Origin of the sequence: Azospirillum oryzae (assembly GCF_900177515.1) — a bacterium.
GTDB lineage: Bacteria > Pseudomonadota > Alphaproteobacteria > Azospirillales > Azospirillaceae > Azospirillum > Azospirillum oryzae_A.
Window position 1 is genome coordinate 171,386 of sequence record NZ_FXAK01000002.1, and the last position, 26,672, is coordinate 198,057.

The window sequence follows — 26,672 nt, forward strand, 5'->3', positions numbered from 1 at the left end:
GCCGCCTGAATGCCGAACTCACCCTATGTCCTGACCGTCGCCGGCCTGACCGACGTCGGGCGCACCCGCTCCCGCAACGAGGATAGTTTCCAGGCCAGCAGCGACGGTGAATTCGCGGTCGTCTGCGACGGAATGGGCGGCCATGCCGGCGGCGACATCGCCAGCGGCAAGGCGGTCGAGGTGATCTGCGGCCTTCTGCGCGATCATGGGGATGTCGAGCCGATCACGCTGGTGGGTGGGATCTCCGCGGCGGACCGCGACGATGCCGACCGCACCCTGACCGATCCGGCGGCGGGCGAACCGGCGGTGCGCCGGGCCCTGTCGCTGGCACGGTCGGCGGTGCAGCAGGCCAACCGGGAGATCTTCGACTTGAACATGTCGCGTGGATTCGCGCAGGGCCGCGGCATGGGCACCACCGTGGCCGGCGTCTGGCGGGTTCCCGGCACGGCGCAGATGGTCGTCTTCCACGCCGGCGACAGCCGGGTCTACCGCCTGCGCGACGGCGAACTGCGCACCCTGACCCGCGACCACAGCCTCTACCAGATCTGGCTCGACAACGGCGGGCGGGGGACCGCGCCGCAGCGGAACATCATCGTCCGGGCGCTCGGCACCGCGGAGGACGTGGAGCCGGAGGTCGGCGTGCATTCGCTGATGCCGGAGGATGTCGTCATGCTCTGTTCCGACGGGCTGAACGGCATGCTGCCGGACGGGCTGATCGCCCGCATCCTGCGGGAGGAGCCGGATCCGGCCCGCGCCGCCGCCACCCTGGTCGAGGCGGCCAACGCCGCCGGCGGTCAGGACAACGTCACCGTTGTGGTCGGACGCTTCGCCGCAACGGCGTGATGCCGTTCGTCAGGGGCCGGTGGCGATGAATCGCGCATCCGCCAGCGGGGCCGGAGCGTCGTCCGGCAAGGTCGCCAGCGCGTCCGTCAGGGCGGCCAGATAGTCGGCCGCGGGCTCCTGCTCCGGCCGCGGGGTCGGGAACAGCGGCGCCGCCGTGGCGATGGTCAGCAGCATCTCGGTGCCGAAGGGCGGGCCGATGGTCCAGTACCGGTCGCTCTGCGGCTTGCCGTCCCCGGCCTTTTCCCCAAGCCGACGCGACGCACCGGCCGCCAGTGCCGATCCGCTGTCCGACGGGTTGGGCAGCAGATGGACGACGCTGCCGTCGATGGTGAAGTAATCGACCTGCAACTGCACCGGCCGGGCGGGCGCCCGGATCTCCAGAACCAGCGGGTCGCCGGCACTGAGATCCGGCCCGTCCAGCACGCTCGCCGCCAACGGTTCCGCCAGCCCGCGATTGGCGTCCAGCGCCGTGGCGACGCTGCCCAGGGGCGCACAGAACTGCGCATCCGCGCCGGCGAGGTCGAAGCCATGGTCCCAGCCGGCGGCCAGCGCCTCGACCGTCTCGCGCACCTCCGTCTCCGCCCGCTCCCCCGCCACCGTCCCGGAGACCAGCAGCCGGCCGCCGGTCTTCTCCACCGTGACCAGCGCACAGGGGACGGCGCGCAGCGCCTTTTCCATCGCCGCGACCGGCGGCTGCCTGCTCGCCACCGGCGGGGCGGGCGGCGCGGAGGGAGTGACAGCGGGGGGCGGCGCGGGTGGGGCGATCGGCGCCGATTCTGCGGTCGGTCCCTCCGTTACGGTGCGGGGTGGGGAGGGAGGATTCACGAACATCATGGCAGCGGCAGCCAAGCCACCCGCCAGAACCACTCCGCCGGCCCACCACGTCCAGCGGGTGGAGCGCACAGGCGCGGCGGCCTGGAGGTTGGAGGCTCCGGTCAGACCGCTCACTGCAAGATGCAGCGAAGCAACATCCGGGAAAGTGCCGCCGTCCCGCAGATCCGCCAGCATGGCCGCGACTGCCGGCCGGTCCTCATGCCCCGCCAGCACCCGCTCCGTCAGCCGGGCGGCAGCCTCCAGATCGCCCCTGCGGTCCGCGTTCGCCGCAGTCAGCGCCGCCCGCCCAAAACCGCCGACCACGGCCGCCGAGCCGCTGTGGCGGATGACCCCGGCGGTCAGCGCGCCATGCGCGACCCCGGCCCGGTGGGCGGCGGTCAGCGCGTCCAGCACGCGGTCGAGCGTCGCGACCGCCTCGTCCCACGGCAACGGACCGCCGTCCAGACGCGCGGCAAGCGTCGGGCCTTCAGCCGGGGTGGTGGCGACGAAGGCTGTACCGGCATGTTCGCCCGACGCCAGGATGGCGGGGATCGCAGGGTGGGACAGCTGGGCCGCGGCTGTCGCCATCTGCCGGAACCGCTCCAGCCCGGCGGCATCGGCACACAGGCGGGCCAGCGGCACCGTCCACAGTTCCACCGCCTGACCATGGGCGTCCAGCGCGCGGTGCAGCCGGGCATCGCCGTCCCGCCCGATCACGTCGAGCAGCCGGTAACGGCCAAGCCGCCGTTCCTTCTCCTTCGTCGATTCGGTCGCCGTCCCGCCGCGTCGCATCCCCACTCCTCGAACTGAGCCGCTGGTATAGCCGCAGCGCGGCGCGGCGGCCAAGCCCCGGGACAGCCGTCCACAAGTTTCTATCCCGATGGCCGACCCCTACGAAAGGCAGGGTCTTGTGACCACGAACGGCCGGTAACCTTTCGTTAGCCACGACAGGCGACTCTGGCGTCGCGAACCGCTTATGCGATCCCCGGCGCGGAGCCCTCTGCCTTGCCCCACACCTCTTCCCAGTCCAAACCGTCGGCCCCCAACGCGTCCTGGCTGAACGGGGCGGCGCTCTACCAGATCTATCCGCTCAGCTTCCGCGACAGCGGCGGCGACGGCTGGGGCGACCTCGACGGCGTGATCGAGGGGCTGGACCATGTCGCCTCGCTGGGTGTCGACGGGGTGTGGATCAGCCCCTTCTATCCGTCGCCGCGCACCGACTTCGGCTATGACGTCGCCGACCACCGGGCGGTGGACCCGCGCATGGGCAACCTCGCCGTCTTCGAGCGGTTGATAGAGCGCACCCATGGGCTGGGGCTGAAGGTGCTGGTCGATCTGGTCTGCGGCCACACCTCCAACGCCCATCCCTGGTTCGTCGACAGCCGGCGGTCGCGGGACGGCGACAAGTCCGACTGGTATGTCTGGGCCGATGCCAAGCCCGACGGCACCGCGCCCAACAACTGGCTGTCGGTGTTCGGCGGCGCCGCCTGGACCTGGGAGCCGCGGCGGCGGCAGTACTACCTGCACCATTTCCTGGCCAGCCAGCCGGCGCTGAACCTGCACCACCCGGCGGTGATGGACGCGCTGTGCGAGACGGCGGAATTCTGGATGGAGCGCGGTGTCGACGGCTTCCGCATCGACGCCGTTGATTTCTTCGCCCATGACCCACAGCTGCGCTCCAACCCGGCCACCGTCTGGCGCGAGGCCGAACCGCCGCTGAAGCCCTTCGCCCTGCAACAGCATGTCTACGACATGATGCACCCGGCCATCGGCGGCATCCTGTCCCGCCTGCGCGAGACGGTGGAGCGCTATCCCGGCCGCGTCCTGCTGGGCGAGCTGTCGAGCCAGCCCGGCGCCGGCCAGCGCATCGCCGCCTACTGCACGCCGCAGGGGCTCCACGCCGCCTACACCCTGTCGTTGGCGAAACAGCCCTTCAGCGCCAAGGGCTTCGCCCAGGCCTTGAGCGCCGCGGGGCGGCCGGAGTCGATCTGCTGGAGCCTGTCCAACCACGATGTGGAGCGCGCCGCCAGCCGCTGGCTGCCCGCCGGTGCCGATCCGCAGTCGTTCAACGCCCTGCTGGCGATGCTGGCGGCGGCGCTGCCCGGCACCGTCTGCCTCTATCAGGGGGAGGAGCTGGCCCTGCCCAACGCAGTGCTGGAGCAGCACCAGTTGCGCGACCCCTTCGGCATCACCTACTGGCCCGATTTCCAGGGCCGCGACGGCAGCCGCACGCCCATGCCCTGGCGCGCCGCCGAGCCCCACGCCGGCTTCACCAATGCCGAGCCTTGGCTGCCGGTGCCCGACGCCCATCTCGACCTCGCGGTGGACCGGCAGGAGCGGACCGCCGGCAGCCCGCTGACGGTGTGGCGTGCGGCGCTCTCCCTGCGCCGCGACCTGGAGGCGCTGCGCGCCGGCTCCGTCACCGCCGTGGAGGAGCATGGCGACCTGCTGTCCTTCGAACGGACATCCGGGGAGGACCGCCTTCTCGCCGTCTTCAACATGGCCGACCGGCCGGCGGAATTCGCCCTGCGCGGCCGCGGAGATCTGGAGGAGCTGCCTGTCCCGCGCGCTCCGGGTGCCCTGCCGCCGGAACTGACCGCCGTCGGCCGGATGCTGGTGATGCCGCCGCTGTCGGTCTTCCTGGGACGGCTGCGCACCACCTCCTGACCCCCCTCGAAAGGCAGGCATGCACATTTATGCGATGCAGGGGCCGGCAGCGGATGCTTTGTTACACTCTCGCCTAAGTCGCTGTAATTCCCTGATTCATCGCGGGTCTTGGAAATCGTCAGCAATAGCAATAATCTTGCGGAGTAGCGGGAGTGGAAAGAAGAGCGTTTCTCACCAAGGCCGGTGTCGGTGCCGTTTCGACCGTTGCCGCCTCGACCCTCGCGGCCCCGGCCATCGCGCAGACCCAGCCGTCAATCCAGTGGCGCCTGGCTTCGAGCTTCCCGAAGAGCACCGACATCCTCGTCGGAACGTCCGAGATGATCGCCAAGCGCGTGTCCGAGGCGACCGACGGCAAATTCCAGATCCGCGTCCATGCCGCCGGTGAGATCGTCCCCGGCCTGCAGGTGCTGGACGCCGTCCAGAACGGCACGGTCCAGTGCGGCCACACCTGCGGCTATTACTATGTCGGCAAGGACCCGACCTTCGCCTTCGACACCGCCATCCCCTTCGGGCCCAACGCCCGCCAGCAGAACGCTTGGTACCAGTATGGCGGCGGCCAGGAGGTGATGCGGACCTTCTTCGCCAAGCATGGCATCGTCCAGTTCCCGGCCGGCAACACCGGCGCCCAGATGGGCGGCTGGTACCGCAAGGAGATCAAGTCGCTGGCCGACTTCAACGGCCTGAAGATCCGCATTGCCGGCATCACCGGCCAGATCATGGCCAAGCTGGGCGCCGCCCCGACCCAGATCGCCGGCAGCGACATCTACCCGGCGCTGGAAAAGGGCACCATCGACGCCGTCGAGTTCGTCGGCCCCTATGACGACGAGAAGCTGGGCTTCGTCCAGGTCGCCAAATACTACTATTATCCGGGCTGGTGGGAAGGCGGGCCGCAGGTCTCGCTCTACATCAACCAGAAGGAATGGGACGCGCTGCCCAAATCCTATCAGGCGATCCTGACAGCGGCCTGCGCCGAGGCGAACAGCGCGATGACCGCCCGCTACGACGCGGAGAACGCCAAGGCGCTGAAGCGTCTGGTCGCCAAGGGCGCCCTGCTTCGCCCCTATCCGCGCGACCTGATGGAAGCCGCCCACAAGATCGCCTACGAGCTGTACGACGACATCGCGAAGACCAATCCGGACTTCAAGGCCGTCTACGACAGCTGGAAGCCCTTCCTGGACGAGGTGCAGCTGTGGTTCCGCGTCGCGGAGCTGCCCTACGACAACTTCATGCAGACGGCCGGCCGCAGCAAGTAACAGTGCTGATGGACTGAGTGAAACAGGGGGTGGCTGAGCGGCCACCCCCTGCATGAATCTGTTGTGCCTTTCCGGATTTACCTCTGTCCGGCCCCGCCGTGGGCTGATTTGTAGGGCATCGCGAATACAAGCTCTTTGATCATCGGCATGGTCGACCTAAACGGTTGAGGCGCTAACTACCAGAACCGCCCAGCCCATATACTCAATTGGGCTTCGCTGTACACCATCGACCGCTTCTTCATGCCGATCCGGCACAGCCCCCGACGGCTGTAACGCCCGATCTCGCCAACTCTTCAGACGGGGCATCTGGCGCGGCTACGCGCCGGAGATGGTCGGCAAGTGCCTCGATCATGGAAAGCTTCGCGGGAACAACGACGATGAGGGCCCTGTTGCCTGTCATTGGGCAGAATCAAACAGAGGAAGCCGCAATGTCACGCGAACGGGATCATCATGAGAAAATGATGAATATGGGCTGGGGACGGTTCGCGGCAATGATCGCAACCTCCACGTTCATCATGTTCTTTTTGATGTATCAACTCGTTTATTCGCTCGATCATGCCCTGTTCAGCATAAATCGGATGGTTTCTTCACTCGTCATGGCCTGCGTCATGACAATCGTGATGCTTGGCTTCATGTGGTCTATGTACAGGGGGATGTTTACCAAGATTGCCGTGCTGGTGGCCGCCATTCTGGTCGGATCTGCACTCCTCTACGTGAACCGTAGTCAAGGTCTGGTCGACGATCTCAATTTCATGAAGTCGATGATCCCGCACCATTCCATTGCCATCAACAACGCAAGCAATGCGAGCATCAGCGACCCCCGCGTGCGCAGGCTCGCGGACCAAATCATCGAATCACAGGTCCGTGAGATCGCCGAGATGAAGCTGCTCATTGACGAAATTGCGAACAATGGCAAGCGCGGGAGCCAGCCCCTGCCGGCCCGACCGGCTCAGATCACTCCCGATATGGAGCGGCAGATACAAGAGGCGGTTCAATAGCGCCATCGACTAAGGCGGACCATTTTGGCGATCGGCAGCAAAAAGTCGCTCTCCTTTAATTTCCAGGCCGAGGAGAGACGCTTCGATTGGTGCCGCACGCCATCCGGCTTGCGGCACCTTCTGGGCAAAGCCCGTGCCCATTCGGCCGCCCCCATTTTTCTGTCAGGCCGGCCCCTGTCAGGCCAGATAGTTCAGCAGCGACAGCTTCTGCGTCTGGCCGGCGACGGTGTAGGTCGCCTGCTGGACGTTCATCGCGCTGCTCAGCCGCGCCGCGACCTCGGTCTGGTCGATGCCTTCGATCTTGGCGATGCGGTCGGTCAGGGTGGCGATCGAGTCGGTGTGGGCGTTCTTGGTGGTTTCCAGCGTGGCGGCGTCGGACGCGACCTTGGCGTGGATCGACCGGATCTGGTCGGTCGCCTGGGTCAGCATCTCGCGCGCCTGGGTGCTGTACTCCGTCCATTTGCCGGGATTGGCCGCCGCCGTCCGCACCAGCTGCATCGCCTTCACCAGGGTCTGGAACGCCTTGTCGTCGGCGCTGACGCCATAGGTCAGGTTCAGGTTGTCGTCGATGGTCACCTGTGACTTGCGGTACGCCTCGGCGTTCTTGCCCTTGGTCAGATATTCGGAATCGTAGAAGGGCAGGTCGGGCGGCTCGGCATAGGGGACATCGATCAGGCTGTCCTGCTCCGGCGGCAGGGTCCCGACCGAGATGGTGTTCTCCAGCGACCCGTTCGTCACCTTGGCACTGGTCGAGAACAGCGAGCTGCGGTTGGGATGATTGGGATCGGCGTTGGCCGTGCTGGTCAGCGCGATGCCGGGGCCGTTGCCGACCGCGTCGATGGTGACCGGCGGGGCCGGGTTCAGGTTGCCGAACTGCTGGCGCAGCTTGTCGGCCACCTGGCTGACGTCGGTGACGCCGGCGGCATAGTCGGTGTCGCTGACCGTGTAGCGCACCGTGTAGGTCTGGTAGGGCGGCAGGTCGCGCGGCTCGTTGGGATTCTTCGTGTAGTAGTTCTGGTTGTACGGATCGTCGGGATCGCCGACCGCGACCGTGAATTCGAAGGTGTCGCCGATGTCCACCGCGGCACCGTTCAGGGTGAAGCTGTCGACCTGCGGCAGGGCGGTCGTCGGCGCCTGGGTGGTGGTCGGCGCGGTGACGCTGTTCTCCACCGTGGCGGAGTTGATGACGCGGGCCGACAGGTCGAACTTCTGCCCCGGATCCTGGCCGACCAGCGTGATGATGCCGTTGGCGGTCGACACCGTCATCGGCAGCGGCGGGCTGGCGGCGTTGATCTGGGTGGTCAGGGTCTGGGCGACGAAGGTCAGCGTCTTCGGGTCGGTGGCCTGGATCTGGTAGCCGAAGGTCTGACCGGAAACCGTCACCTCGAAATAATCGTCGACGTTCACCACGGCGCCGTTCAGCGTGATCTTGCTGGTCTGCTTCGTCGCCATCAGATCGGTGACCGGTTCCGTTCCGAACCGCGAGCCGGAGAACAGATAGCGGTCGCCGAAGCGCTGGTTCATCAGCGCCTGGATGTCGCGCATGGCGCCCTCGGCGCGGTCCTTCACCTGATCGGCCTGCGGGAAGGTGACGGAGAAGCTGCTGCTCGCCGAGGCCTTCAGCGTGTCGAAGCTGAGGTTCAGGATCGCGCCCTCGCCGGGGCCGCCGGAGATGTTGAAATTGTATCCCTTGCCGTCGTTGGGCGGGGTGGTGCCCAGATTGATGGCGCGGGTGGTCTTGCCGCCCAGCCCGTCGGTCACCGTCACGTCGAAGGTGCCGTTCGGGCCCTGCTGCGACGGAACCGCGGTGACGGTGTATTTGGCGCCGACCGTCAGCTTCGACTTGGCGGCGTCGACCGACATCTTCATCCCGTCGGGATTGGTGTTGATCGGCGTGGCCACGCTGGCCGGACCCGGCTCGAACGGCATCGTGGTGCTGGAGGTCCAGCTCGACACGATCGATTCCAGCGAGGTCAGCACCTTGTCGGTCGCCTGCACGCGCGGCGCCGCCATGTTGATGCTCTGGACGTAATTGTCCTTCTTCGCCATCTCCGACCGCAGGTCCAGAAGCTTCTGCACCTCCGGGCCGTAGGCGTTGAGATCGACCGACTTCTTGCCCGTGGTCAGCTGTTCGGACAGCCGGTTGATGTCGTTCTGGCCCCCGGACAGGTTCCGGACAAGGCTCAGATATTTCGAGTAGCTGCTGACTCCCGTTATCGAGCTCATCGGACCACCGCCTCCAGCGCGTCAAACATTGCATTGGCCACTTGCATGACCCGTGCCGACGCCTGGTAGGAGGTCTGGAGCTGCTGCAGCTGGGCGATTTCCTCGTCGATGTTCACGCCCGTCTGCGACTGGTAGCGCTCGCTGAGGAGCTGCATGGAGGCCTTGTTGGAATCGGCGGCGGTGTTGGCCGTCTTGGCCGCGGCCATCCAGGTTCCGGTGATGGCGCTGCCGATGGCGCTGTAGGTGGTGTCCTTCATCTGCAGCCCGTCGGCGTTGAAGCTGCGGCCGGCGGCATTGACCGCCTGGACCATGCCGTCGATGGCGGACTGCTTGATTTTGCTGGTGTTGTCCAAGAGCTTGGGGTTGATCGCGATGGTGAAGCGGTCGCTGCCGGTGAAGAACTGGTTGGTCTGTTCGCCGTCGGCGGCCGGGCTGGCATCGTTGTAGGCGTCGGCGAAGCTGGTCGGCTCGCCCGGCTTGGTCGGGCCGGTGAAGGCCTTGGCGAACTCGTCCAGCTGCGAACGCAGCTTGCGGATGATCTCGGTCGTCGGGTCGCCGCTGGCCGGTGTCGGCGGCTCGGTCGTCGAGCCGTCCTTGCGCATCTGGATCAGCGAGCCCAGCTTGCCGGTGGTCAGGTGGCTGTTGATCGAGGTGATCTGATTGCCGACCTGTAGGTTGATGTTGCCGCCGTCATAGGAAAGATTTGCCGGCTGGGCATCGACCAGCGCCAGACCCGACGGGGTGAAGATCGCCAGCCGGCCATCCGGCCGCTCCACGGTGCGGATGCCCATGTAGGTGCTCAGCTCGCGCACCAGACCGTCGCGCTTGTCGGCGACAGCGTTGGCGGCGGACCCCTGGCCCTGCAGCGACACCATGTCGTTGTTGATCGAGTTGATCTGCTTCAGCAGGTCGTTGACCGTGTCGACCGACTTGGTGATGTCGGTCGACATGTCGCGGTCGAGCTGCTCCACGCCTTCCGACACGCGGCGGATCTCGCGCGAGAAGCTTTCGGCCGCCTGCACCAGCTGGTACTGCGCCGTCTCGTCCTCCGGCGAGGTCGACAGCGTCTTGATTGCCGCCTGGAACTTGTCGGCATAGTCGTTCAGCAGCGGCGTCCCGTTGGTGGTCCGCATCAGGTCGCCCAACTGCTGCATGTAGGTCGAGGTCACCTGCGATCCGCCGTCGCGCGAGGTCAGATCCATCACCTGGGCCATCAGCGCCTTGTCGACTTCCCGGCGATAGGTCGTGCTGATGACCTGACCGCTGGCATCCACCGACTGCTGGGCGGTGTGGCGGGTGCGGTTCGGGTCGTTGGCCTGCGCGATGTTGTCCGAAACCAGCTTGACGTTGGTCTGGACCGTGCGCAGCCCGGCCGTGGCACTGTTCAAGGCTGCGAAGAGGGACATGGCAGGAGACCTTTCACGGATCGGGATGGTCGGGGCGGTGCCGGGATGGCCGCCGCCCCCCATTCGGACGATCAGGGAACTGGCGATCAGGTAATCAGAAGGTCAGGGCCGCGCTTAGCGCTTCAGCCCCAGCACTTCCTGAAGCATTTCGTCCGACGTGGTGACGATCTTCGCGTTGGCGGAATAGCTCCGCTGGGTGACGATCATCTTGGTGAACTCGTCGGCGATATCGACGTTGGAGCTTTCCACGCTGTTCGCCACCACCGCACCGGCGCCGTTCGTCTCCGGATCGTTGAAGTTCGGCTTGCCGGCCTCTTCGCTCTCGACGAAGACGCCGCCGGACTCGCGCTGCAGGGCGTTCGGGTTGTTGAAGGTGATGATCGGCACCTTCGCGATCATCTTCGACCGTCCGTTGTCGTAGTTGACCAGGACGGTGCCGTTGTCGCCGAAGACCACGTCCTTGAACTGTCCGCGTGGCGCGCCGTTCTGGACCAGCTGGGTGACGTTGATCTCCTCGCCGGCATACTGGGTCAGGCCGCCCGGCTTCTGGTACTTGCCGAGGTTCAGCGAGATCTGCTGCGGGCCGAAGCCGTAATCGACGGTGAAGGTGACGGTGGCGTCGGAGCCGGCCGACTGGTTGGCGGCGCTGACCGCCGTGCCGGTGCCGACCAGCGCGGTGGAGATGTTGGTCAGCGTGCCGACCGTCTCGGGCGTCTTGCCGAAGGTCAGGCCGATATGGGCCGGCGTCTGGCCAGCGACCGCGCTCTGGTCCAGGGTGAACTGATAAGCGGTCGCGTCGCTCACCGTGCCGGTCGCCGTCGCGTCGCTGGTCACGGCCAGCACGTTGCCGGTCACCGTCGCAGTGCCACCGGCAGCGGTGATCTGCGTGGCGAAATAGTTCAGAACCGCGTTCGGCGTGCTGTAGGTGTTTATGTTGGCGTTGTCGAGGGTCAGCGAATAGGTCGTACCGCCGGCCGTCACAGTATAGGTATCGCCGACGTCCACCGTCGATCCGCCCAGCGTGATGGAGCCGGTGCCGGTCATCGTGTTGGCGTTGGCCGGCGTGGCCGCGGTCTTGGCGGTGACGGTGATGACGCCGCCTTGAGCGGTGGCGGTCACCGGCAGCGAGGTGTTGGAGTTGATCTTGTTCGCCAGCGCCGCGGTGATGTCCTCCATCGTCATCTCTTCGCCGGTGGTGCTGTAGGTCACCGCCGTGCCGTTGATGCTGAGGGTGTATTGCGTGCCGATGTCGCCCGGCGTGCCGGTCAGCGTCACCGTGCGGCTCTGGCGCACCCCGGCCACGCTGGCGACCGACGGCAGCGAGCTCATCGTATTCACCGACGCGCTGGAATTGGTCACCGTCGCGCTGGAGGTGACGTTGGTGTTCACCGCATTGGCCTGGATCGACAGGATGTTGCCGGCCGACGAGGCGGTGACGGTGGAGCCCAGCGCCTGGTTGATCTTGCCGGCCAGCTGGGACACGACGTCGCTCACCGTCGAGTAGCTCTGATAGGTGGCGGCGGTCACCGTGTAGCTGATCGGCGTGCCGTTCACGTTGATGGTGAAGGAGTCGCCGACCTCGACCTGGGTCTGCGGGAACTGGAACTTGTCGATCTCGCCGGCGCTCGCCGTCGCGGCCGTCGAGGTCTGGCTGACGATGGTGTTGGTGGTGTTGGTGCCGGACACCACGTCGGTGTTCAGCTTGAACGGCGTGCCGGGTTCGCGGGCGGTGACGCGGATCGTCTGGCCCGAGGAGGTGGCGAGCACCGATGCCGCCGGCGAGGCGGAGTTGATCTGGTTGGCCAGCGCGCCGGCCAGACCCGAATAGGTCCGGATCGACCCGATGTTGTCGGCCGTGATCTTCAGGCTGTAGTTGGTGCCGTTGACCTTGACCGTATAGGTGTCGCCGATGCGCAGGTTGTCCTGGCCGTTGGTGTTGTTGCCGGCCAGCGTGATGACGTTGACCTGTGCGACCGCGGTCTGGCCAGCGATGTTCTGGCCGAAGGTCACGGTGGCCGGATTGCCGGTGAAGGTGCCGTCGACCGGCTTGGTGTTGGAACCCGGCGCGTCCAGGACCATGCGCCAGCTGCTGTCCGCCTGCTGCCGCCATTTGAAATTGACGGTGCGCGGGTTGCCCTGGCTGTCGAAGATCTGGATGCTGCTGTCGGGAACCTTCTCGCCCGGCTTCGGCGTCGCCGGAAGGTTGGCCGACAGGTCGATGGTGTTGGTCGCCACCGGCTTGTCGATCAGCGAGTTCACCTGGATCGGCGCCACCTGGTCCTTGTGCAGGACGCCCGTCACCGGATCCACCAGCCAGCCGTTCAGGGCATAGCCGGAGCTGTTGACCAGGTAGCGGCTCTTGTCAAGTTCGAAGTCGCCGGCGCGGGTGTAGAAGGCGGCCGAAGAGCTGACCGTGCCCGTCTGCGTCTGCACCAGCGTGCTCGACCCCTGGGTCGCCACCTTGGTGACGCTGAAGAAGCCCTGGCCCTGGATGGCGATGTTGGTCGGGCTCTGCACCTGGGTCAGGCTGCCCTGGATGTTGTTCATGAAGACCGGCTGCGCCGTGACCCCGCCCGGCTCGTGCAGGCGCTGGCTGGACTGCAGGACCATCGTCTCGAAAGCCGAATCCACACGCTTGTAGCCGATGGTCGAGCTGTTCGCGATGTTGTCCGAGATATGTCCGAGCGCCTTCGACTGGGCATTCAGGCCGAGAACGGCGGTTGTCATCGAACCGAAGATGCTCATGGCCGGGGTCTCCGAAAGAAAGGGCAAAGGTCTTCTGCGCCCTGTCTAGCAAGAGGAGTGCCAACTGCCGCGCCGACATCAACTCATTGAAAAAGGCCAATCTTTTACAGGAGCACCGCAGCGGGGCCGGAATTTGCCGGCCGGTAGGAAAGTTTCGCCTAGTGCCGCTGGGCCGGCCGGGCAGAAAGCTCCCGCCGAAGTTGCCGGCCTCAGCCCAATCGCCGGGCGGCGCGGGCGGCCTGCGCCTTCAGCACGGCGGCGGCGGTGCCGAGCGTGGTGGTCCAGTCACCGGGGCGCGGCTGGCGGAACAGCCGAAGCGACGGGTACCAGGGGCTGTCGGCACGGTCGAGCATCCAGCGCCAGTCCGGCACATGGGGAAGCATCAGCCAGCACGGCACGCCCATTGCCCCGGCCAAATGGGCGACGGCGGTGTCGACCGTCACCAGCAGGTCGAGGTTGGCGAGGATGGCGGCGGTGTCAGCGAAATCGCGCACCCGCCCCATCGCATTCGGGATCGCCACGCCGGGCAGGCGGTTCAGGTCGGCCGCCGCGTCGCCGGTCTGCAGGCTGACGAACCGCACCCCCGGCACCGACAGCAGCGGTGCCAGGGCCGCCACCGGGATCGAGCGGTTGCGGTCGTTGCGGTGCTGCGGATTGCCGGCCCAGACCAACCCTACCCGCAGGCCGCCGCCGTTTCCGGCTTCGTCCTCCCCGGCCAGCCGGTCGCGCCAGCGGTCCACGTCGGCGGGGTCGGGGGCGAGATAGGGCACGTCGGCGGGGATGCTCCCCAGGTCGGTGCCGAAGGCCCGCGGCAGGCTCATCAGCGGACAGTGGAGGTCGTGCGGCGGCGGGTCCTCTCCGCGCACCAGCACCTGGATCGACGATCCCAGGCTGCGATTGAACAGGCGGTAGAGCAGCAGATGCGTTTCCAGGACCACACGGCCGCCGCCCTGCGCCGCGATCTGCGCCATCAGCGGGGCATAGCGCACGAACTGGATGGCGTCGCCGTAGCCCTGGTCCATGTGCAGCAGGATGGTGGCGCCGCCGGGCGGCTGGCCGGCCCAGGGCGGGCCGGCGAAGCGGTGCCAGCGATGCTCGAACCCCTCCCAACCCGCGCGCAGGTCGCCACGGACCAGCCGCCCCACCGCACGCGCCAGATGGGCGTCGCCGCTGGCGGGATTGCGCGCAAGCACGGCGTCGAAGCAGGCCTCCGCCTCGTCGAAGCGGCGCTGGTCGCGCAGGACAGTGCCGAGATTCAGCAGGGTCGCCGCATGGCCTGGCCGCAGCCGGGCCGCGCGCTCCAGCCAGCGCCGCGCCTCGGGGTAGCGCGCCAGCGCGTGCAGCGAGGCGCCCAGCGCCTCCAGCGCGTCGCCGTCGCCCGGGTCGAGCGCCAGGGCGCGCCGCAGCACCGGCTCCGCCCGCTCCGGCATCTCCGCTGCCCGCAGCGCCGCGCCCAGATGGCCCCAGGGGGCCGCCGCCGCGGGGCGGACCCGAACCGCTCGGCCGATCCACCGCACCGCCGCCGCCGGGTCGCCCGTCTGCGCCCGCAGCACGCCCGACAGATGCAGCGCGTCCGGCTGTGCCGGCTCCGCCGTCAGGATATGGCGATAGGCGTCGGCCGCCGCTTGGGCATGGCCGGCCATGTGGTGGTTGACGGCGGCGTTCAGAGCGTCCAGGAGTGTTGCCATGCTCTCTTCTCTACACCGGCAGGCCGGGCAGGGCGAGATTCGAAAATCAGTGTGAGCCGACGATCAGGAGCCTGTCACGGCAATGGACGACCGCCTTCCGACTCATCTCTGGGTTTCGGCCCATATCCGCGCCGCCGATGCCCAGGGCGTGGCGATGACCGTGGTCCGCAAGGGCGACCCCAGCCGCGGCACGGTGATCCTGAAGATCAACCGGCTCGACCGGACCTTCACCGTTCTGGTCCAGACCCGCGAGGCGGATGGCGAGCGGCTGTTCTGGGCGCGCGGCACCGGCGCCGATCCGGTGCCGGAGGCCGATGCCGACGCCTACATTGCCCGTCAACTCCGCTACGACCCCGACGTCTGGGTGGTCGAGGTGGAGGACCGCCAGGGCCGCCACTGGTTCGACGGCCCGGTGCGCTGAGCGGGCGTCACGCGGCGGCGGTGACCCGGGGAAAACGCAGGGTGAAACGGGTGCCGTCGCCGGGGCGGCTCTCCACCCCGATGGTGCCGTGCAGGCGGCCGGTCACCAGATTGTAGACGATGTGCAGCCCCAGGCCGCTGCCGCCCGCCCCGCGCCGCGTGGTGAAGAAGGGGTCGAAGACCTTGGGCAGGACCTCCGGCGCGATGCCGGCGCCGTCGTCGGCGATCGACAGTTCGACCATGTCGCCGTCGATCACGCGGGCGGCGATGGCGATGCGGCCGGGCTGCTCCGGATCCAGCGCATGGACCAGCGCATTCATGATCAGGTTGGTCAGGATCTGCGACAGCGCCCCCGGATAACCGTCCAGCTCCAGATCCGCCGGGCAATCGACGTCGATGGTCAGCGCCACCCGTGCCTTGTAGGTCGGATGCAGGCTGCGCAGCAGCTCGTCGATGTAATCCCGCAGCAGGAAGGCGCGGCGCTCGTCGCTGGACTGGTCGACGGCGACCAGCTTGAAGCTCTGCACCAGATTGGCCGCACGGGTGCTGTTGGACAGGATCAGGTTGGCCATCTCCATCCCGTCGCTGAGGAAGCGCTGGAAGTCCGACTTCTTCAGCGCATTCGCCGTGTGGCGGTCCGACAGTTCGCCGATCAGCGCCTGCAGCTGCGAGGCGCCGGTGATGGTGATGCCGATGGGGGTGTTCACCTCGTGCGCCACGCCGGCGACCAGCTGGCCGAGCGAGGCCATCTTCTCCGCCTGGATCAGGCTGGCCTGCGTCGCCTTCAGTTCGCCGAGCGCCCGTTCGGCGGCGTCGCGCGACTGGCGCAACGCATTTTCCGCTTCGACCTCGCGCGTCACGTCGACCACCACCGCCTGGACCGCCGGGCCGTCCATCCAGTCGACCCGGCGGCCGGTCAGCTCCACCCACAGTTCGGCCCCATCGGGCCGGCAGGCGCGGATCCGGCGGCGCGGCGTGGTCTGCCCGCCCTCCAGCAGATGGTCGTAATTGTCGATCATCGACTGCCGCGCCTCCACCGCGACCACGGACAGCAGGGAGGGCAGGGCCATCACCTCCGCCACCGTCAGCCCCAGCATGGCGGCGAAGCTGTCGTTGGCGTAGAGCGCGTGGAAATCGCGATGGATGATGATGCCCTGGATCGATCCCTCGACCAGATCGCGGAAACGGCGCTCGTTGTCGGCCAGCGCCTGCTGGCGCCGGTCGATCTCGTCGATGAAGTAGCGGATCGAGGCGCCGATGTCGGTGATCTCGTCGTCGCCGTCCACAGGCACCGGAACCGTCCCGGCCGCCCCGCCGCCGGCCTGCCGGCTTCCCGACAGCCGGGCCAGCACCGCCCGGTTCATCGCCACCAGCCGCGAGGACAGGAAGCGGCGGAAGATGAAATAGACGCCGACCGCCAGCAGGATCGACGCGCCGGCCAGCATCATGACCGTTCGGGTGCGCTCGGCGATCAGCTCTGCCAGCGCATCGGTGCGCTCGGCCGACTGGTCGCGGATGGAGTCGTAGAGCGCGCGGGTGGACCGTTCGACCGTCTCCACCAGAACCTGGGCCTGCCCGGTCAGCGCCTGGGCGCGGTTACGCGCCTGCAGCCGGTCGATTGCGCTCTCGAACATCCCGCCCGGCGCCACCAGCAGCGAGAACAGCTCCTCCTGTACGGTGGAGATCATCTGGCCGGTGGGGTCCGGCGCGCCGGCCGACAGCCGGGCAAGCTCGGCAAGCGTGCGCTCCACCGCTCTCGCCTCACCCTTCAGACGGCTGAGATGGTCGAGCTGCATGGCCCCCGCTGCCCGTGCCATCAGCGCACCGATGCGCGCGGCCCACGCCCCCGTCTCCGGCATGCTTTCCATCGACGTCGCCAGCCGGCCGAGCGCGCGGGCGGCCTCTGCCTGACGGTCGCCATAGTCGATCTGGCGGGTGACCTCGGCATTCAGGTCGGCGACGGTGGCGGCCAGGATCAGCAGGGTGGAGCGGGTCTGCTCCAGCAGGCGGACATTGCCGTCGCGCTCCTTCCCGTCCCCGTGCCCGTGGTTGTCCTTCATCAGGCCGCGCATGCGGGCGACCAGAAGCTGCATTGAATCCAGCTCCGTCACCAGCCCGTCATAGATGGACCGGCGCTGCGGCATCGAATTCGCGGCGGCAAGCTGCGGCAGCTGCGCCACCAGCTTCTGCAGCGACCCATGCAGTTCGGCGCTGGTGATGACCTCCGGCAGGGTGGTGGTCGACAGGGCCGTCACCTCGGCCCGGAACAGGCGGAAGGACGACATCGACACGCCACCGATCAGCACCACCAGCAGCGCCATCACCGACAGCCCCAGCGTGATGCGCACCGCGATGCCGAAACGCCGCGTCCGGTTCGGCGGCGGCGTCTGCGGACCCGGCCTCGCGCCCGGTGACGACGCGGTCAGCGCGGCCGCCCGCACCGGGCTCTGCACGATCGCCGACGTGCTCTGCACGATGGCCGACGTGCTCTGCACGATGGCCGACGTGCTCTGCACGATGGCCGAGGTGCTCTGCAAAAGGCTCGGCACGGTGGAGGAAGACAGGCTTGTGGAGAGCTGGCCGTCCATTACCGCCTCACCGTCATGCGGCCGTCCAGCCGGGGAACGAACTCGCCGCTGCGGGCGATCTGGTCGATCATCTGGGTGGAGATGAACTCGGTATTGCGGTCTTCGACCAGCCTCGGCACGCCAGCCAGCACGCCGTACCCGTCGCCGCCCGCCGCCAGGAAGCTGCTGGTCGCCAGCCGGTAGCGGGTGGACCGGCCGACCGGCTTGCCGCCGATCGACAGGCTGCGCAGCCGCTGGCCGGGCGGGCGGGTCAGGTCGATCTCCGCGCGGGCGTTGGATAGGTGGGGGAAGCGGCCCTGCAACTGCTCCACCGCCGAAACGCCGCTTTCCACCGCCTCCCAAAGCTGCTGTCCGGTGATGTCCAGCACGACGCCGACATCGTGAAAGGGAAGGATCGTGTAAATGTCGCGCCGGGTCAGCAGGGTGTCGGCCGGATATTGGCGGTCGCCGCGGACGCCGCCGCCGTTGATCAGCGCCACATCGGCGTCCAGCGTCTCGCGCAGCGTGTCGACCACCGCGTTGGCGAAGGCGTTCTCGCCCGTCCGCAGCGACTCCTTGCGGGTGTCGAGCGGTGCGGTGAGACGTCCCACCTCCATCCGCAGCATGGTGTCGAGCCGTGCCGCATAAGCCTTGGACTGGATCAGGACGGCGGGATCGGGCGGCACCGTCGCGCTGTCGATCAGGCGGGGCGCCGGGGTCCAGATCACCTGCGGCTTGCCGTCCGGCCCGGTCCCGCGTTCCACCGTCAAATCCAAAGCCAGCACCCAGGCGGCCTGCGGCCCGACGGTGGCGGACAGGAAATGCCCGTCATAATCGACGGCGAAGGGGCGGTTGCGGTCCTGGTACAGCACGATGTCGGCGGGGCGGGCGGCCAGCACGCTGCGGTGGGTGTCACCGGCATAGCCGGTCATCGCCACCACCAGATCGACGCCGTCGGCCCGCAGCGCCGCGGCCTTGGCCCTCAGCGCCGGAACCGGGTCGCGAAACTCCGTCCGCTGGGCGCGGGTGGTCTCCCGCGTCAGCACCGGCGTCGCCGCCATCACGCCGATGCGCAGGGGGCCGGCGTTCAGCACCACCGCATCCTCCAGCCCGTCCGGTGTCCGGCCGGTGGCGCGGTCCACTGTGTTGGTGGTGACGATGGGAAAGCCGGCCTCGAAGGCACGGGCGCTCAACCGGTCGTCGCCATGGTGGAATTCGCGGTTCAGCGCGGCCATCGCGTCGATGGTCATGCCGTTCAGCAGGTCGATGATGTGGGCGCCCTGGTCGTAGAAGGCGAGCACCGACGGCGCCAGCGTCTGGCCGCCATGCAGGACCAGCAGGTTGGGGTGCGCTGCCCGTTCCTGGCGGATCGTGCCGGCCAGCCGGGCCATGCCGCCGCGCCCGGCGGTCTCGTCCAATTCGGTGGTGCCCTGGGTGTAGAGGATGGTCAGATGGACCGGCCCGGTTTCCGCCGCGGCCTTCCCAGACCGAGCCTCGGCCGCGGCGTCAGGCTGCTGCGCCTGCGCCGACAGGACCGCCGCAGCGGAGACAAGTCCGAGGCCGAGCGTCAGCGATGCGGCCAGACACGACAATGTCCTGCCGAACCGGATCCGCATCCCGCCGGCAGCGCCGTTGAATATACCGATAGTGTCCATAGCCCGGCGTCACCTCTGCCCCCGCGCCGGATTATGCTCATTTCCACGTCACTGTTGAAGCAAAGCCGCGTTACGGGATTGTCATATTGACGACACACGGCGTGGAAGAGCCCGTTTTACCCAATCGTAGACACCGAGAACTCGCAGAATCCCGATCAACTTCATCCTCACCGGCGCCGGAACTGCGGCAAAACGTGGCGCCAGCCCGGCGCGCCGGGTTTTCGACAGTGCCGCCCGTCGGGCATAGGCGACGCGGTGCAGGGTGACCCGCCGGCGGGCGGTATCGAAGCTGGCGAAGCTGGCACGGGCATCTGCGCCGCGCGGCTCCCCCACCGTGCCGGGATTCAGCAGATACAGCCCGTCGGCCCGCAACTCCGCCCCGCCGTCGAGCGGTACCGCCCGCACCGCCCCGTCGCGCCATTCCCACAGCCCCGCCCGGTGGGTGTGGCCGAAGGCGCAGACACGCGCCCCCGACGGATGCCCGAGCAGCGCCTGCAGGCTCAGGCGCCGTTTGCCGTCATCGTCCAGCCGCACCAGTTCCTTGCCCACCTCTGGATGCAGGGCGCCATGAACGGCGACCAGCGCCCCATCCACCACGGCGGTCAGCGGCAGGGCGGACAGGAAGGCGCGGCTCTCCCCGTCCAGCCGTTCTTTGGTCCAGGCGACGGCGCGCGCCGCCGGCCCGCTGAACCCCTCGGTCCCGATGGCGCCGGTCACCGCCCGGTCGTGGTTGCCGGCGATGCAGACGGCGCCGGCCTGCCGCAGCAGGGCGATGCAGGCGGCAGCGTCGGTGTTGTAGCCGACGATGTCGCCCAGGCAGACGATGCGCTCCGCCCCCTCGGCCCGGATGGCGTCGAGCGTCGCCTGCAACGCCTCCAGATTGGCGTGAATGTCGGAAATGAGCGCGATCTTCATGGCTTCGCCAGCCGCACCGGGCCGGCGACGCCGGGAATGCGGGCGAGCAGCCGGTCCAGCTTCGGCCGCAGAAAGGGCATCGGGTCGTCCGGTGTGATCGCCTTCGCCTCGCAGCGCGCCACCCAGGCCAGCCAGCGCGCCGTCGGAACGCCGCTGTCCCGTGCCGCCAGCCTGTCCTTGCTGATATGGCACCAGCAGGCGCCGGGCCGGGCCTTGGCAGGAGCAGGATGTGGGTCTGGGCGGGGACGGCCGGTCAGGTCGGCCTGCACCATCGCCGGCAGGTTCACCCCGGCGACCGCACCCAGATGATGCCACAGGTTGAAGCGCGGATTGATCTCCAGCAGGTGCAGCCGGCCGTCGGGATCCCGCTTGAAATCGAACTTGGCGACACCCTTCAGGCCAATGCGCGCGGCAATTTCCCGCCCCAGCGCCGCCACGTCGGCCCCCTCGCCGTCGATGTCGGTGATGGTCAGCGCGGTGCTGTGGCCGTAATCGACCGGATATGTGCGGATCTTGCGGCCGGTGAACTCGCCGGCCACGGCACCGCCGGCGTCGATATACACATGATGGCTTTCGATCCGCGTCTCCGGTCCGGGGATCAGTTCCTGCGCCAGCAGATCGATGCCGACCGGGATCAGCCGCGGCCACAGGGCGCGAAGCTCATCATGCCCGTCCAGACGGATCGCCTTGCCAAGCCCTTCGATCTCGTCCCAGGGAGGGCGGCGGGTCAGCGGCTTGACGATGAGCGGATAGCGCAGGTCCAGATCCGGCGCCTCGCTGCCGGGCAGGGGGCTCAGGCGCCGGGTGCGGGGAACCGGCAGGTCCAGCCGCTCCGCCAGCGCCTGGAACCGCCCCTTGTCGACCAGCGTCTCCACCAGATCGGCATCGGCCAGCGCAATGCGGAAGACGGCGGACAGCCGGTCGCGGTGGCGTGACACCATCAGAAGCTGCGCGTCCTCCTCCATGTAGAGCACCGGCTTCTCGGCCTGCGCAGCGCCGAAGCGCAGAAGCCGGTCGACCAGCACGTCCTCATTGCCGCCCTCCCACGGGATCAGCCGCTCGGCGAAGCGGGAATGGGCGGTCGCCCCGCCCGGCGGTCCGACCACGGCACAGCGGATGCCGGCCAGCCCCAGCGGGCGCACCAGATCCATGTCGCCCAACACGCAGGCCAGCGGCCCGGCTTTCGTCCCCGTTGCCATGGCGAACGCTCTCCCTTCTCAGATTCCCTTTGCCGGAGCGATCCAGCCGCGCAGCGACCGTTTGACGGCATCGGCCATCACCCCGCGCGCCCGGCGGCAATGCGCCTCCATCCGCCGGCTGAGCCGGTCGGGGCCGAGCGTCAGCCAGTTCATCGGCTGTTCGGCGTTGGAGAGCAGCGGCTTGTGCCCGGCCGGCGTCGACATGAAGTCGTAGCAGTCCTCGCCGCGGGCCAGCGCATCCTCGATGGCCAGCACATGGCTCAGCAGCCCCGGCTTCAGCCGGTTGTCCGCCTCGAAGGCGAAGCCGCCCTGGTAGTTCAGGACGCGGTTGCGATGGACGAAGTTGTAGAGATAGCCGATCGGCTGCCCGCCGGCGCTGACCCGGCTCAGCCGCACCGCGCCGCGCGGCAGCCCCTCGGCGATCAGCCTTTCGTGGAAGGGGCGGAAGGCGGGGTTGGCGAAGGCCCCCGCCTGGCCGCGCGCCCGCCAGCCGGCCTGATGCAGCACCTCCAGCCCGGCGAAATACTCCATCGCCTCGCCCACCGTCGCGGCGACGCGGTGCTCCAGCACGCCGCGGGCGTGGTAGAGCCGTTCCGTCCGGTTCACCGCCGCCCGCGTGTTGCGGCCGAGACCGCCGCGGAAATCGCCGCCGCCGGCCCGCACCGTGCCAAAATCGACCCATTGCGCCGAATCCGCGATGCGCAGTTGCACCGTATGGCCGGTCCGCGCCGCCACCCGCCGGGCGGCCCGCTCCGCCGCCAGGGTCAGCCCGCCCAGCACCAGCTCGTCATCGGCGGTCAGTTGTCCGCCCAGCCAGTGCAGCATGGCGTCCGTCACCTCGTCGGCGAAGCGGTGGTCGGCGAGGATGCCGTTATACTCCATGAACAGGCGGTCATAGCTGCGGTCGCCGGTCTCGTGCAGCATCCAGCAGCGGCTGGGCAGCAGCCCGAACCGCCGCCGCACGCGCGGGCAGAGCACGGCCAGACCGACCGGCTCGTCGCCCCGCACTGCCACCAGCAAATGCGGCTCGATCCCGTCCGGCATCTGCGCCAGCCAGGAACCGATCCAGGTCCAGGAGAGAAAGAAGGAGGAGTCGGCGCGGCTCTCCAGCTCCGTCCATGCCCGCGCCAGTTCCGGCATGGAGGGGAGGGGGTGCAGGGCGATCCGGATTTCGGTTGAGGGGGCGGAACCGCCGGAGGGCGGACGGGCGGAGTCGGGGCTGGGCCAGATGCTCATCGGCGCGGCGTCTCCGGAAGATATTCTCTACCGAAAACAACACGCTGGATCCGGGAACGGTCCCGTCTACGCCGGGGAGCCCCGAAAGTCTGCGCGGCGCAAAAGGATAAGGCGAAGAAGTGGGTCGCTATACGAAGTTGCCGTGCGGGCTGGCGCAGATAACTCCCTCTCCCGTCCCGGGAGAGGGAAGGGGCCCAAGCGCAGCTTGGGAAGGGTGAGGGGTGGCGCAAGACTCCCGAACCGCATGGCTTCTTGCATCACCCCTCACCCTCCCCGCCTCCGGCGGGTCCCCTCCCTCTCCCGGGGCGGGAGAGGGCGATTAAGCTCAGCGCTTGACTGTGTCGGCGGACTGCCCGAACAGGATCTTCTTGCTGTCCTCGTTCACCGTGGGCGTGCGGTTGGGGTTCACCGCCTGCCCCTTTTCATAGGCGCGCACCACCGCCGGCCGCTCCTTGATCGCGTTGAACCAGCGCTTCAGGTTGGGGAAGTTGTCCAGATCCTGCTGCTGGCGTTCATGCGGGACGATCCAGGGATAGCTCGCCATATCGGCGATGGACAGGTCCGCCCCGCCCAGGAACTCGTTGTCGGCAAGGCGCTTGTCCATCACGCCATAGAGGCGCCCGGTCTCCTTGACGTAGCGTTCCATGGCGTAGGGGATGCGCTCCGGCGCGTACTGCACGAAATGGTGGTTCTGGCCGGCCATCGGGCCGAGGCCGCCGACCTGCCAGAACAGCCATTCGAGAACCGTCTTGCGGCCACGCACGTCGCTGGGCAGGAACTTGCCGGTCTTCTCGGCCAGATAGACCAGGATGGCACCGGATTCGAAGACGCTGATCGGCTCGCCGCCGTCGGCCGGGGCGTTGTCGATGATCGCCGGCATGCGGTTGTTCGGCGAGAAGGCGAGGAATTCCGGCTTGAACTGGTCCCCGGTGGAGATGTTCACCGGCTTGAACTGGTAGTCCAGCCCGGCCTCCTCCAGAAAGATCGTGATCTTGTGGCCGTTCGGCGTCGGCCAGAAATAGAGGTCGATCATCCCAAACCCTCCTGTGATTTATCGGCCAGCCGTTTCGGGCCGGTGATTTGGGCAAAAGGTTAACCGCTTCGCCCCGGCTGGCAAGCCCGCACGGACGCGCGGCAGACCCTCGATCCGCCACACTAATTTCGTATACCGGAATACAATTTCATTTTGTTGACAGCCTCAGCGTCATCTGTCAGCGTGGCCAACGAACAGATGAGGCGGCGCCCCCTCAATCCCCCTTGATGCTTGGTTTCCCCTGAAATCATTCTCCCCGGACGGAGAGCACGCATGGCCTTGGACAAGGACGTTTTGGATCAACTGCTGGACACGCTGGGGCGCTTCGTCCGCGAAAAGCTGGTCCCGCTTGAGCATAAAGTGGCGGAGGACGACGCCATTCCGCCCGAGGTGATCGCCGCGATGCGCGAGATGGGCCTGTTCGGCCTGTCGATCCCGGAGGAATATGGCGGGCTGGGCCTGTCGATGTCGGACGAGGTGCAGGTCGCCTTTCAGCTGGGCCAGACCTCGCCGGCCTTCCGCTCGCTGATCGGCACCAACAACGGCATCGGCTCGCAGGGCATCGTCATCGACGGGACGGAGGAGCAGAAGCAGAATTATCTGCCGCGTCTGGCCGCCGGCGAGATCGTCGGCGCCTTCGCCCTGACCGAACCGGAATCGGGGTCCGACGCCGGCTCGCTCCGTACCACCGCGCGGCGCGACGGCGACCACTTCATCCTGAACGGCACCAAGCGCTACATCACCAACGCGCCGCAGGCCGGTCTCTTCACCGTGTTCGCCCGCACCGACCTGGAAAGCCGCGACGCCCGCGGGGTGTCGGCCTTCCTGGTGGAAGCCGGGACGCCCGGCCTGTCGCTCGGCCCCATCGACAGGAAGATGGGGCAGAAGGGCGCCCACACCTGCGACGTCATCTTCGAGGACTGCCGCGTTCCGGCCAGCGCCATCCTGGGCGGCAAGGAAGGGCAGGGCTTCAAGACGGCGATGAAGGTTCTCGACCGCGGCCGCCTGCACATCGGCGCCGTCTGCGTCGGTCTGGCCGAGCGGCTGATCCGCGACAGCCTGTCCTACGCGATGGAGCGCAAGCAGTTCGGCCAGCCGCTCGCCGAATTCCAGCTGATCCAGGCGATGCTGGCCGACAGCCGGGCGGAAGCCTACGCCGCCCGCTGCATGGTGGTGGAGACCGCGCGACGCCGCGACGCCGGGCAGAACGTCAACACCGACGCCGCCTGCTGCAAGATGTTCTCGACCGAGATGGTCGGCCGCGTCGCCGACCGGGCGGTGCAAATCCATGGCGGTGCCGGCTACATCGCCGATTACGGGATCGAGCGCTTCTATCGCGACGTCCGCCTGTTCCGCATCTATGAGGGCACCACCCAGATCCAGCAGCTCGTCATCGCCCGCAACATGATCCGGGAGGCGGCATGACTGTGGGGCGGCCGGTTCCCGATTTCGCCGCGATGGTGGCGGCGCTGCCGCCGCGCATCAGCCACGCCGCGCTCGCCTGGGCGGAACGGACGCCGGACGCCCCCGCCCTGTTCGACGGGACGCAGGAATGGAGCTACCGCCGCCTGTCCCAGGCCGTCGGCAGCGCCGCTGCGCATCTCCGGCGGCTGGGGGTGATCGGCGGCGACCGGGTGATGATCGTCTGCGAGAACGGCCTCGCCGCGGTCACCCTGATCCTGGCGGCGAGCGAGTGCGACGCCTGGCCGGTCATCGTCAACGCCCGCCTGTCGGACCGCGAGATCGATACCATCCGCGACCACTGCCGGCCGCGTCGGATCTTCTATACCGATACGGTATCCTCCGACGCCGCCGCCCACGCCGCCCGCCATGGCGCCGAACCTCTCGGCGACCCGGACCTGCCGCCGATGGCCGTCGGCCCGCTGCTGGCGGCCGAACCGGAGCCGGTCCATGCCGGCAACCAGCGGCAGGTCGGCGCGCTGATCTACACCTCCGGCACCACCGGCAAGCCCAAGGGCGTGATGCTGTCCCACCGCGGTCTGCTGTTCGTCGCCTCGGTGTCGGGCTGGATGCGCGGGCTCGGCCCCGGCGACCGCACCTATGGCGTGCTGCCGGTCAGCCACGTCTTTGGCCTCGCCTCCACCTGCCTCGGCACCCTCTATGCCGGCGGTTGCCTGCACACGGTCCCCCGCTTCGCTCCGGCAGCGGTCTGGCAGGCCTTGGAACAGGATGGGGTCACGGTGTTCCAGGGTGTTCCAGCCATGTACGCCAAGCTGGTGGAGCACGCCACCGTCACCGGCCGCACGCCCAACGCGCCGGCCCTGCGCTACCTGTCCTCGGGCGGGTCGGTGCTGGACCTCGACCTCAAGCTGGCGGTGGAGCGGGTCTTCGGCCTGCCGCTGCACAACGGCTACGGCCTGACCGAATGTTCGCCGACGGTGACGCAGACCCGGCTGGACGCGCCGCGAACCGACACCTCCATCGGCCCGGCCCTACCGCTGGTGGAGATGCGCTTCGTCGACCACGTCACCGGCCGGGATGTCGCCGACGGTGAACCGGGCGAGCTGTGGGTCCGCGCCCCCAACGTGATGCTCGGCTATTACCGCGAACCGGCGCTGACCGCCCAGGTCATCACCGACGACGGCTGGCTGAAGACCGGCGACGTCGCCCGGCTGGAGCCGGACGGCTGCGTCGCCGTGGTCGGCCGCATCCGCGAGATCGTCATCCGCTCCGGCTTCAACGTGTACCCGGAGGAGGTGGAGGGTGTGCTGACCAGCCACCCGGCGGTGACACTTGCAGCAGTGGTCGGCCACGCCGTCGCCGGCAACGAGGAGGTGGTGGCCTTCGTCCAGTTCGTCCCCGGCCGCAGCGCCACGGAGGAGGAACTGAAGGCCTGGGCCGCCGAACGGCTGGCTCCCTACAAGCGCCCGTCGCGCATCGTCGCCATGGACGCCCTGCCGGCCAGCCCGACCGGCAAGCTGCTGAAAAGCGGCCTCCGGGCGCTCGCCGCCGAAGTGATGGCCGCCTGACTTAACGAACAAAGCCCT

At 68.1% G+C, this 26,672-nt stretch carries 18 protein-coding genes; 7 read left to right on the top strand and 11 right to left on the bottom strand.

Translation table 11 applies throughout. The annotated features are described in order from the left end of the window. Positions 1 to 9 precede the first annotated feature (9 nt). Positions 10 to 843, top strand: coding sequence for a PP2C family protein-serine/threonine phosphatase (locus B9N97_RS03880; RefSeq protein WP_085083573.1), 834 nt, complete (start codon positions 10 to 12; stop codon positions 841 to 843). A 9-nt stretch (positions 844 to 852) separates the two neighbouring features. Here B9N97_RS03880 and B9N97_RS03885 read toward each other — a convergent pair whose 3' ends face one another. After that, complete coding sequence (locus B9N97_RS03885) at positions 853 to 2,448, bottom strand: DUF4384 domain-containing protein (RefSeq protein WP_085083575.1); 1,596 nt, start codon at positions 2,446 to 2,448, stop codon at positions 853 to 855. A 213-nt stretch (positions 2,449 to 2,661) separates the two neighbouring features. Between B9N97_RS03885 and B9N97_RS03890 the strand changes: the two genes are divergently transcribed. From B9N97_RS03890 to B9N97_RS03900, 3 genes are all read left to right on the top strand, one after another. Beyond that, positions 2,662 to 4,323 carry an alpha-amylase family glycosyl hydrolase gene (locus B9N97_RS03890; protein WP_085083577.1) on the top strand — a complete coding sequence of 554 codons (1,662 nt, stop codon included), beginning with the start codon at positions 2,662 to 2,664 and terminating at the stop codon, positions 4,321 to 4,323. A gap of 152 nt (positions 4,324 to 4,475) precedes the next feature. Further along, positions 4,476 to 5,576 (top strand): TRAP transporter substrate-binding protein, encoded by a 1,101-nt coding sequence (locus B9N97_RS03895; RefSeq protein WP_085083579.1) that lies wholly within the window; start codon positions 4,476 to 4,478, stop codon positions 5,574 to 5,576. 350 nt (positions 5,577 to 5,926) lie between these two features. Beyond that, entirely contained in the window at positions 5,927 to 6,574 is a 648-nt protein-coding gene (locus tag B9N97_RS03900; protein WP_244560542.1) for a DUF305 domain-containing protein, read from the top strand. A 177-nt stretch (positions 6,575 to 6,751) separates the two neighbouring features. Here B9N97_RS03900 and B9N97_RS03905 read toward each other — a convergent pair whose 3' ends face one another. The 4 genes from B9N97_RS03905 to B9N97_RS03920 form a co-directional block, all read right to left on the bottom strand. Further along, a complete protein-coding gene (locus B9N97_RS03905; RefSeq protein ID WP_085083581.1) occupies positions 6,752 to 8,800 on the bottom strand; it encodes a hypothetical protein in 2,049 nt (682 codons plus the stop codon). Then, positions 8,797 to 10,206, bottom strand: a complete 1,410-nt coding sequence (flgK, locus tag B9N97_RS03910; protein WP_085083583.1) for a flagellar hook-associated protein FlgK — start codon at positions 10,204 to 10,206, stop codon at positions 8,797 to 8,799. The genes B9N97_RS03905 and flgK overlap by 4 nt, the downstream gene beginning before the upstream one ends. Before the next feature lie 114 nt (positions 10,207 to 10,320). Beyond that, positions 10,321 to 12,951: a flagellar hook-basal body complex protein gene (locus B9N97_RS03915; protein WP_085083585.1), complete on the bottom strand. Its 2,631-nt coding sequence runs from the start codon at positions 12,949 to 12,951 to the stop codon at positions 10,321 to 10,323. A 209-nt stretch (positions 12,952 to 13,160) separates the two neighbouring features. Beyond that, positions 13,161 to 14,639, bottom strand: a complete 1,479-nt coding sequence (locus B9N97_RS03920) for a tetratricopeptide repeat protein (protein ID WP_085083587.1) — start codon at positions 14,637 to 14,639, stop codon at positions 13,161 to 13,163. Positions 14,640 to 14,721: 82 nt separating this feature from the next. Here B9N97_RS03920 and B9N97_RS03925 point away from each other — a divergent pair, with 82 nt between their 5' ends. After that, positions 14,722 to 15,060, top strand: a complete 339-nt coding sequence (locus B9N97_RS03925; RefSeq protein ID WP_085083589.1) for a DUF1491 family protein — start codon at positions 14,722 to 14,724, stop codon at positions 15,058 to 15,060. 7 nt (positions 15,061 to 15,067) lie between these two features. Here B9N97_RS03925 and B9N97_RS03930 read toward each other — a convergent pair whose 3' ends face one another. The 6 genes from B9N97_RS03930 to B9N97_RS03955 form a co-directional block, all read right to left on the bottom strand. Further along, complete coding sequence (locus B9N97_RS03930; RefSeq protein WP_085083591.1) at positions 15,068 to 17,647, bottom strand: ATP-binding protein; 2,580 nt, start codon at positions 17,645 to 17,647, stop codon at positions 15,068 to 15,070. Then, positions 17,647 to 19,281, bottom strand: coding sequence for a bifunctional metallophosphatase/5'-nucleotidase (locus B9N97_RS03935; RefSeq protein ID WP_085083593.1), 1,635 nt, complete (start codon positions 19,279 to 19,281; stop codon positions 17,647 to 17,649). Before B9N97_RS03935 ends, B9N97_RS03930 begins: the two co-directional genes overlap by 1 nt. Positions 19,282 to 19,362: 81 nt before the next feature. Further along, positions 19,363 to 20,196: a metallophosphoesterase family protein gene (locus tag B9N97_RS03940; protein WP_085083595.1), complete on the bottom strand. Its 834-nt coding sequence runs from the start codon at positions 20,194 to 20,196 to the stop codon at positions 19,363 to 19,365. After that, entirely contained in the window at positions 20,193 to 21,395 is a 1,203-nt protein-coding gene (locus B9N97_RS03945) for a carboxylate--amine ligase (protein WP_085083597.1), read from the bottom strand. The genes B9N97_RS03940 and B9N97_RS03945 overlap by 4 nt, the downstream gene beginning before the upstream one ends. Positions 21,396 to 21,413: 18 nt before the next feature. Next, complete coding sequence (locus tag B9N97_RS03950; protein ID WP_085083599.1) at positions 21,414 to 22,631, bottom strand: GNAT family N-acetyltransferase; 1,218 nt, start codon at positions 22,629 to 22,631, stop codon at positions 21,414 to 21,416. A gap of 325 nt (positions 22,632 to 22,956) precedes the next feature. Further along, complete coding sequence (locus B9N97_RS03955; protein ID WP_085083601.1) at positions 22,957 to 23,664, bottom strand: glutathione binding-like protein; 708 nt, start codon at positions 23,662 to 23,664, stop codon at positions 22,957 to 22,959. Positions 23,665 to 23,937: 273 nt separating this feature from the next. On the opposite strand from B9N97_RS03955, the gene B9N97_RS03960 reads away from it, so the two are divergent. Both B9N97_RS03960 and B9N97_RS03965 read left to right on the top strand, forming a co-directional pair. After that, on the top strand, positions 23,938 to 25,089 hold the full coding sequence (locus B9N97_RS03960) for an acyl-CoA dehydrogenase family protein (protein WP_085083604.1): 1,152 nt from the start codon (positions 23,938 to 23,940) through the stop codon (positions 25,087 to 25,089). Continuing rightward, positions 25,086 to 26,654 (top strand): class I adenylate-forming enzyme family protein, encoded by a 1,569-nt coding sequence (locus tag B9N97_RS03965; RefSeq protein WP_085083606.1) that lies wholly within the window; start codon positions 25,086 to 25,088, stop codon positions 26,652 to 26,654. Before B9N97_RS03960 ends, B9N97_RS03965 begins: the two co-directional genes overlap by 4 nt. Positions 26,655 to 26,672: the final 18 nt, after the last annotated feature.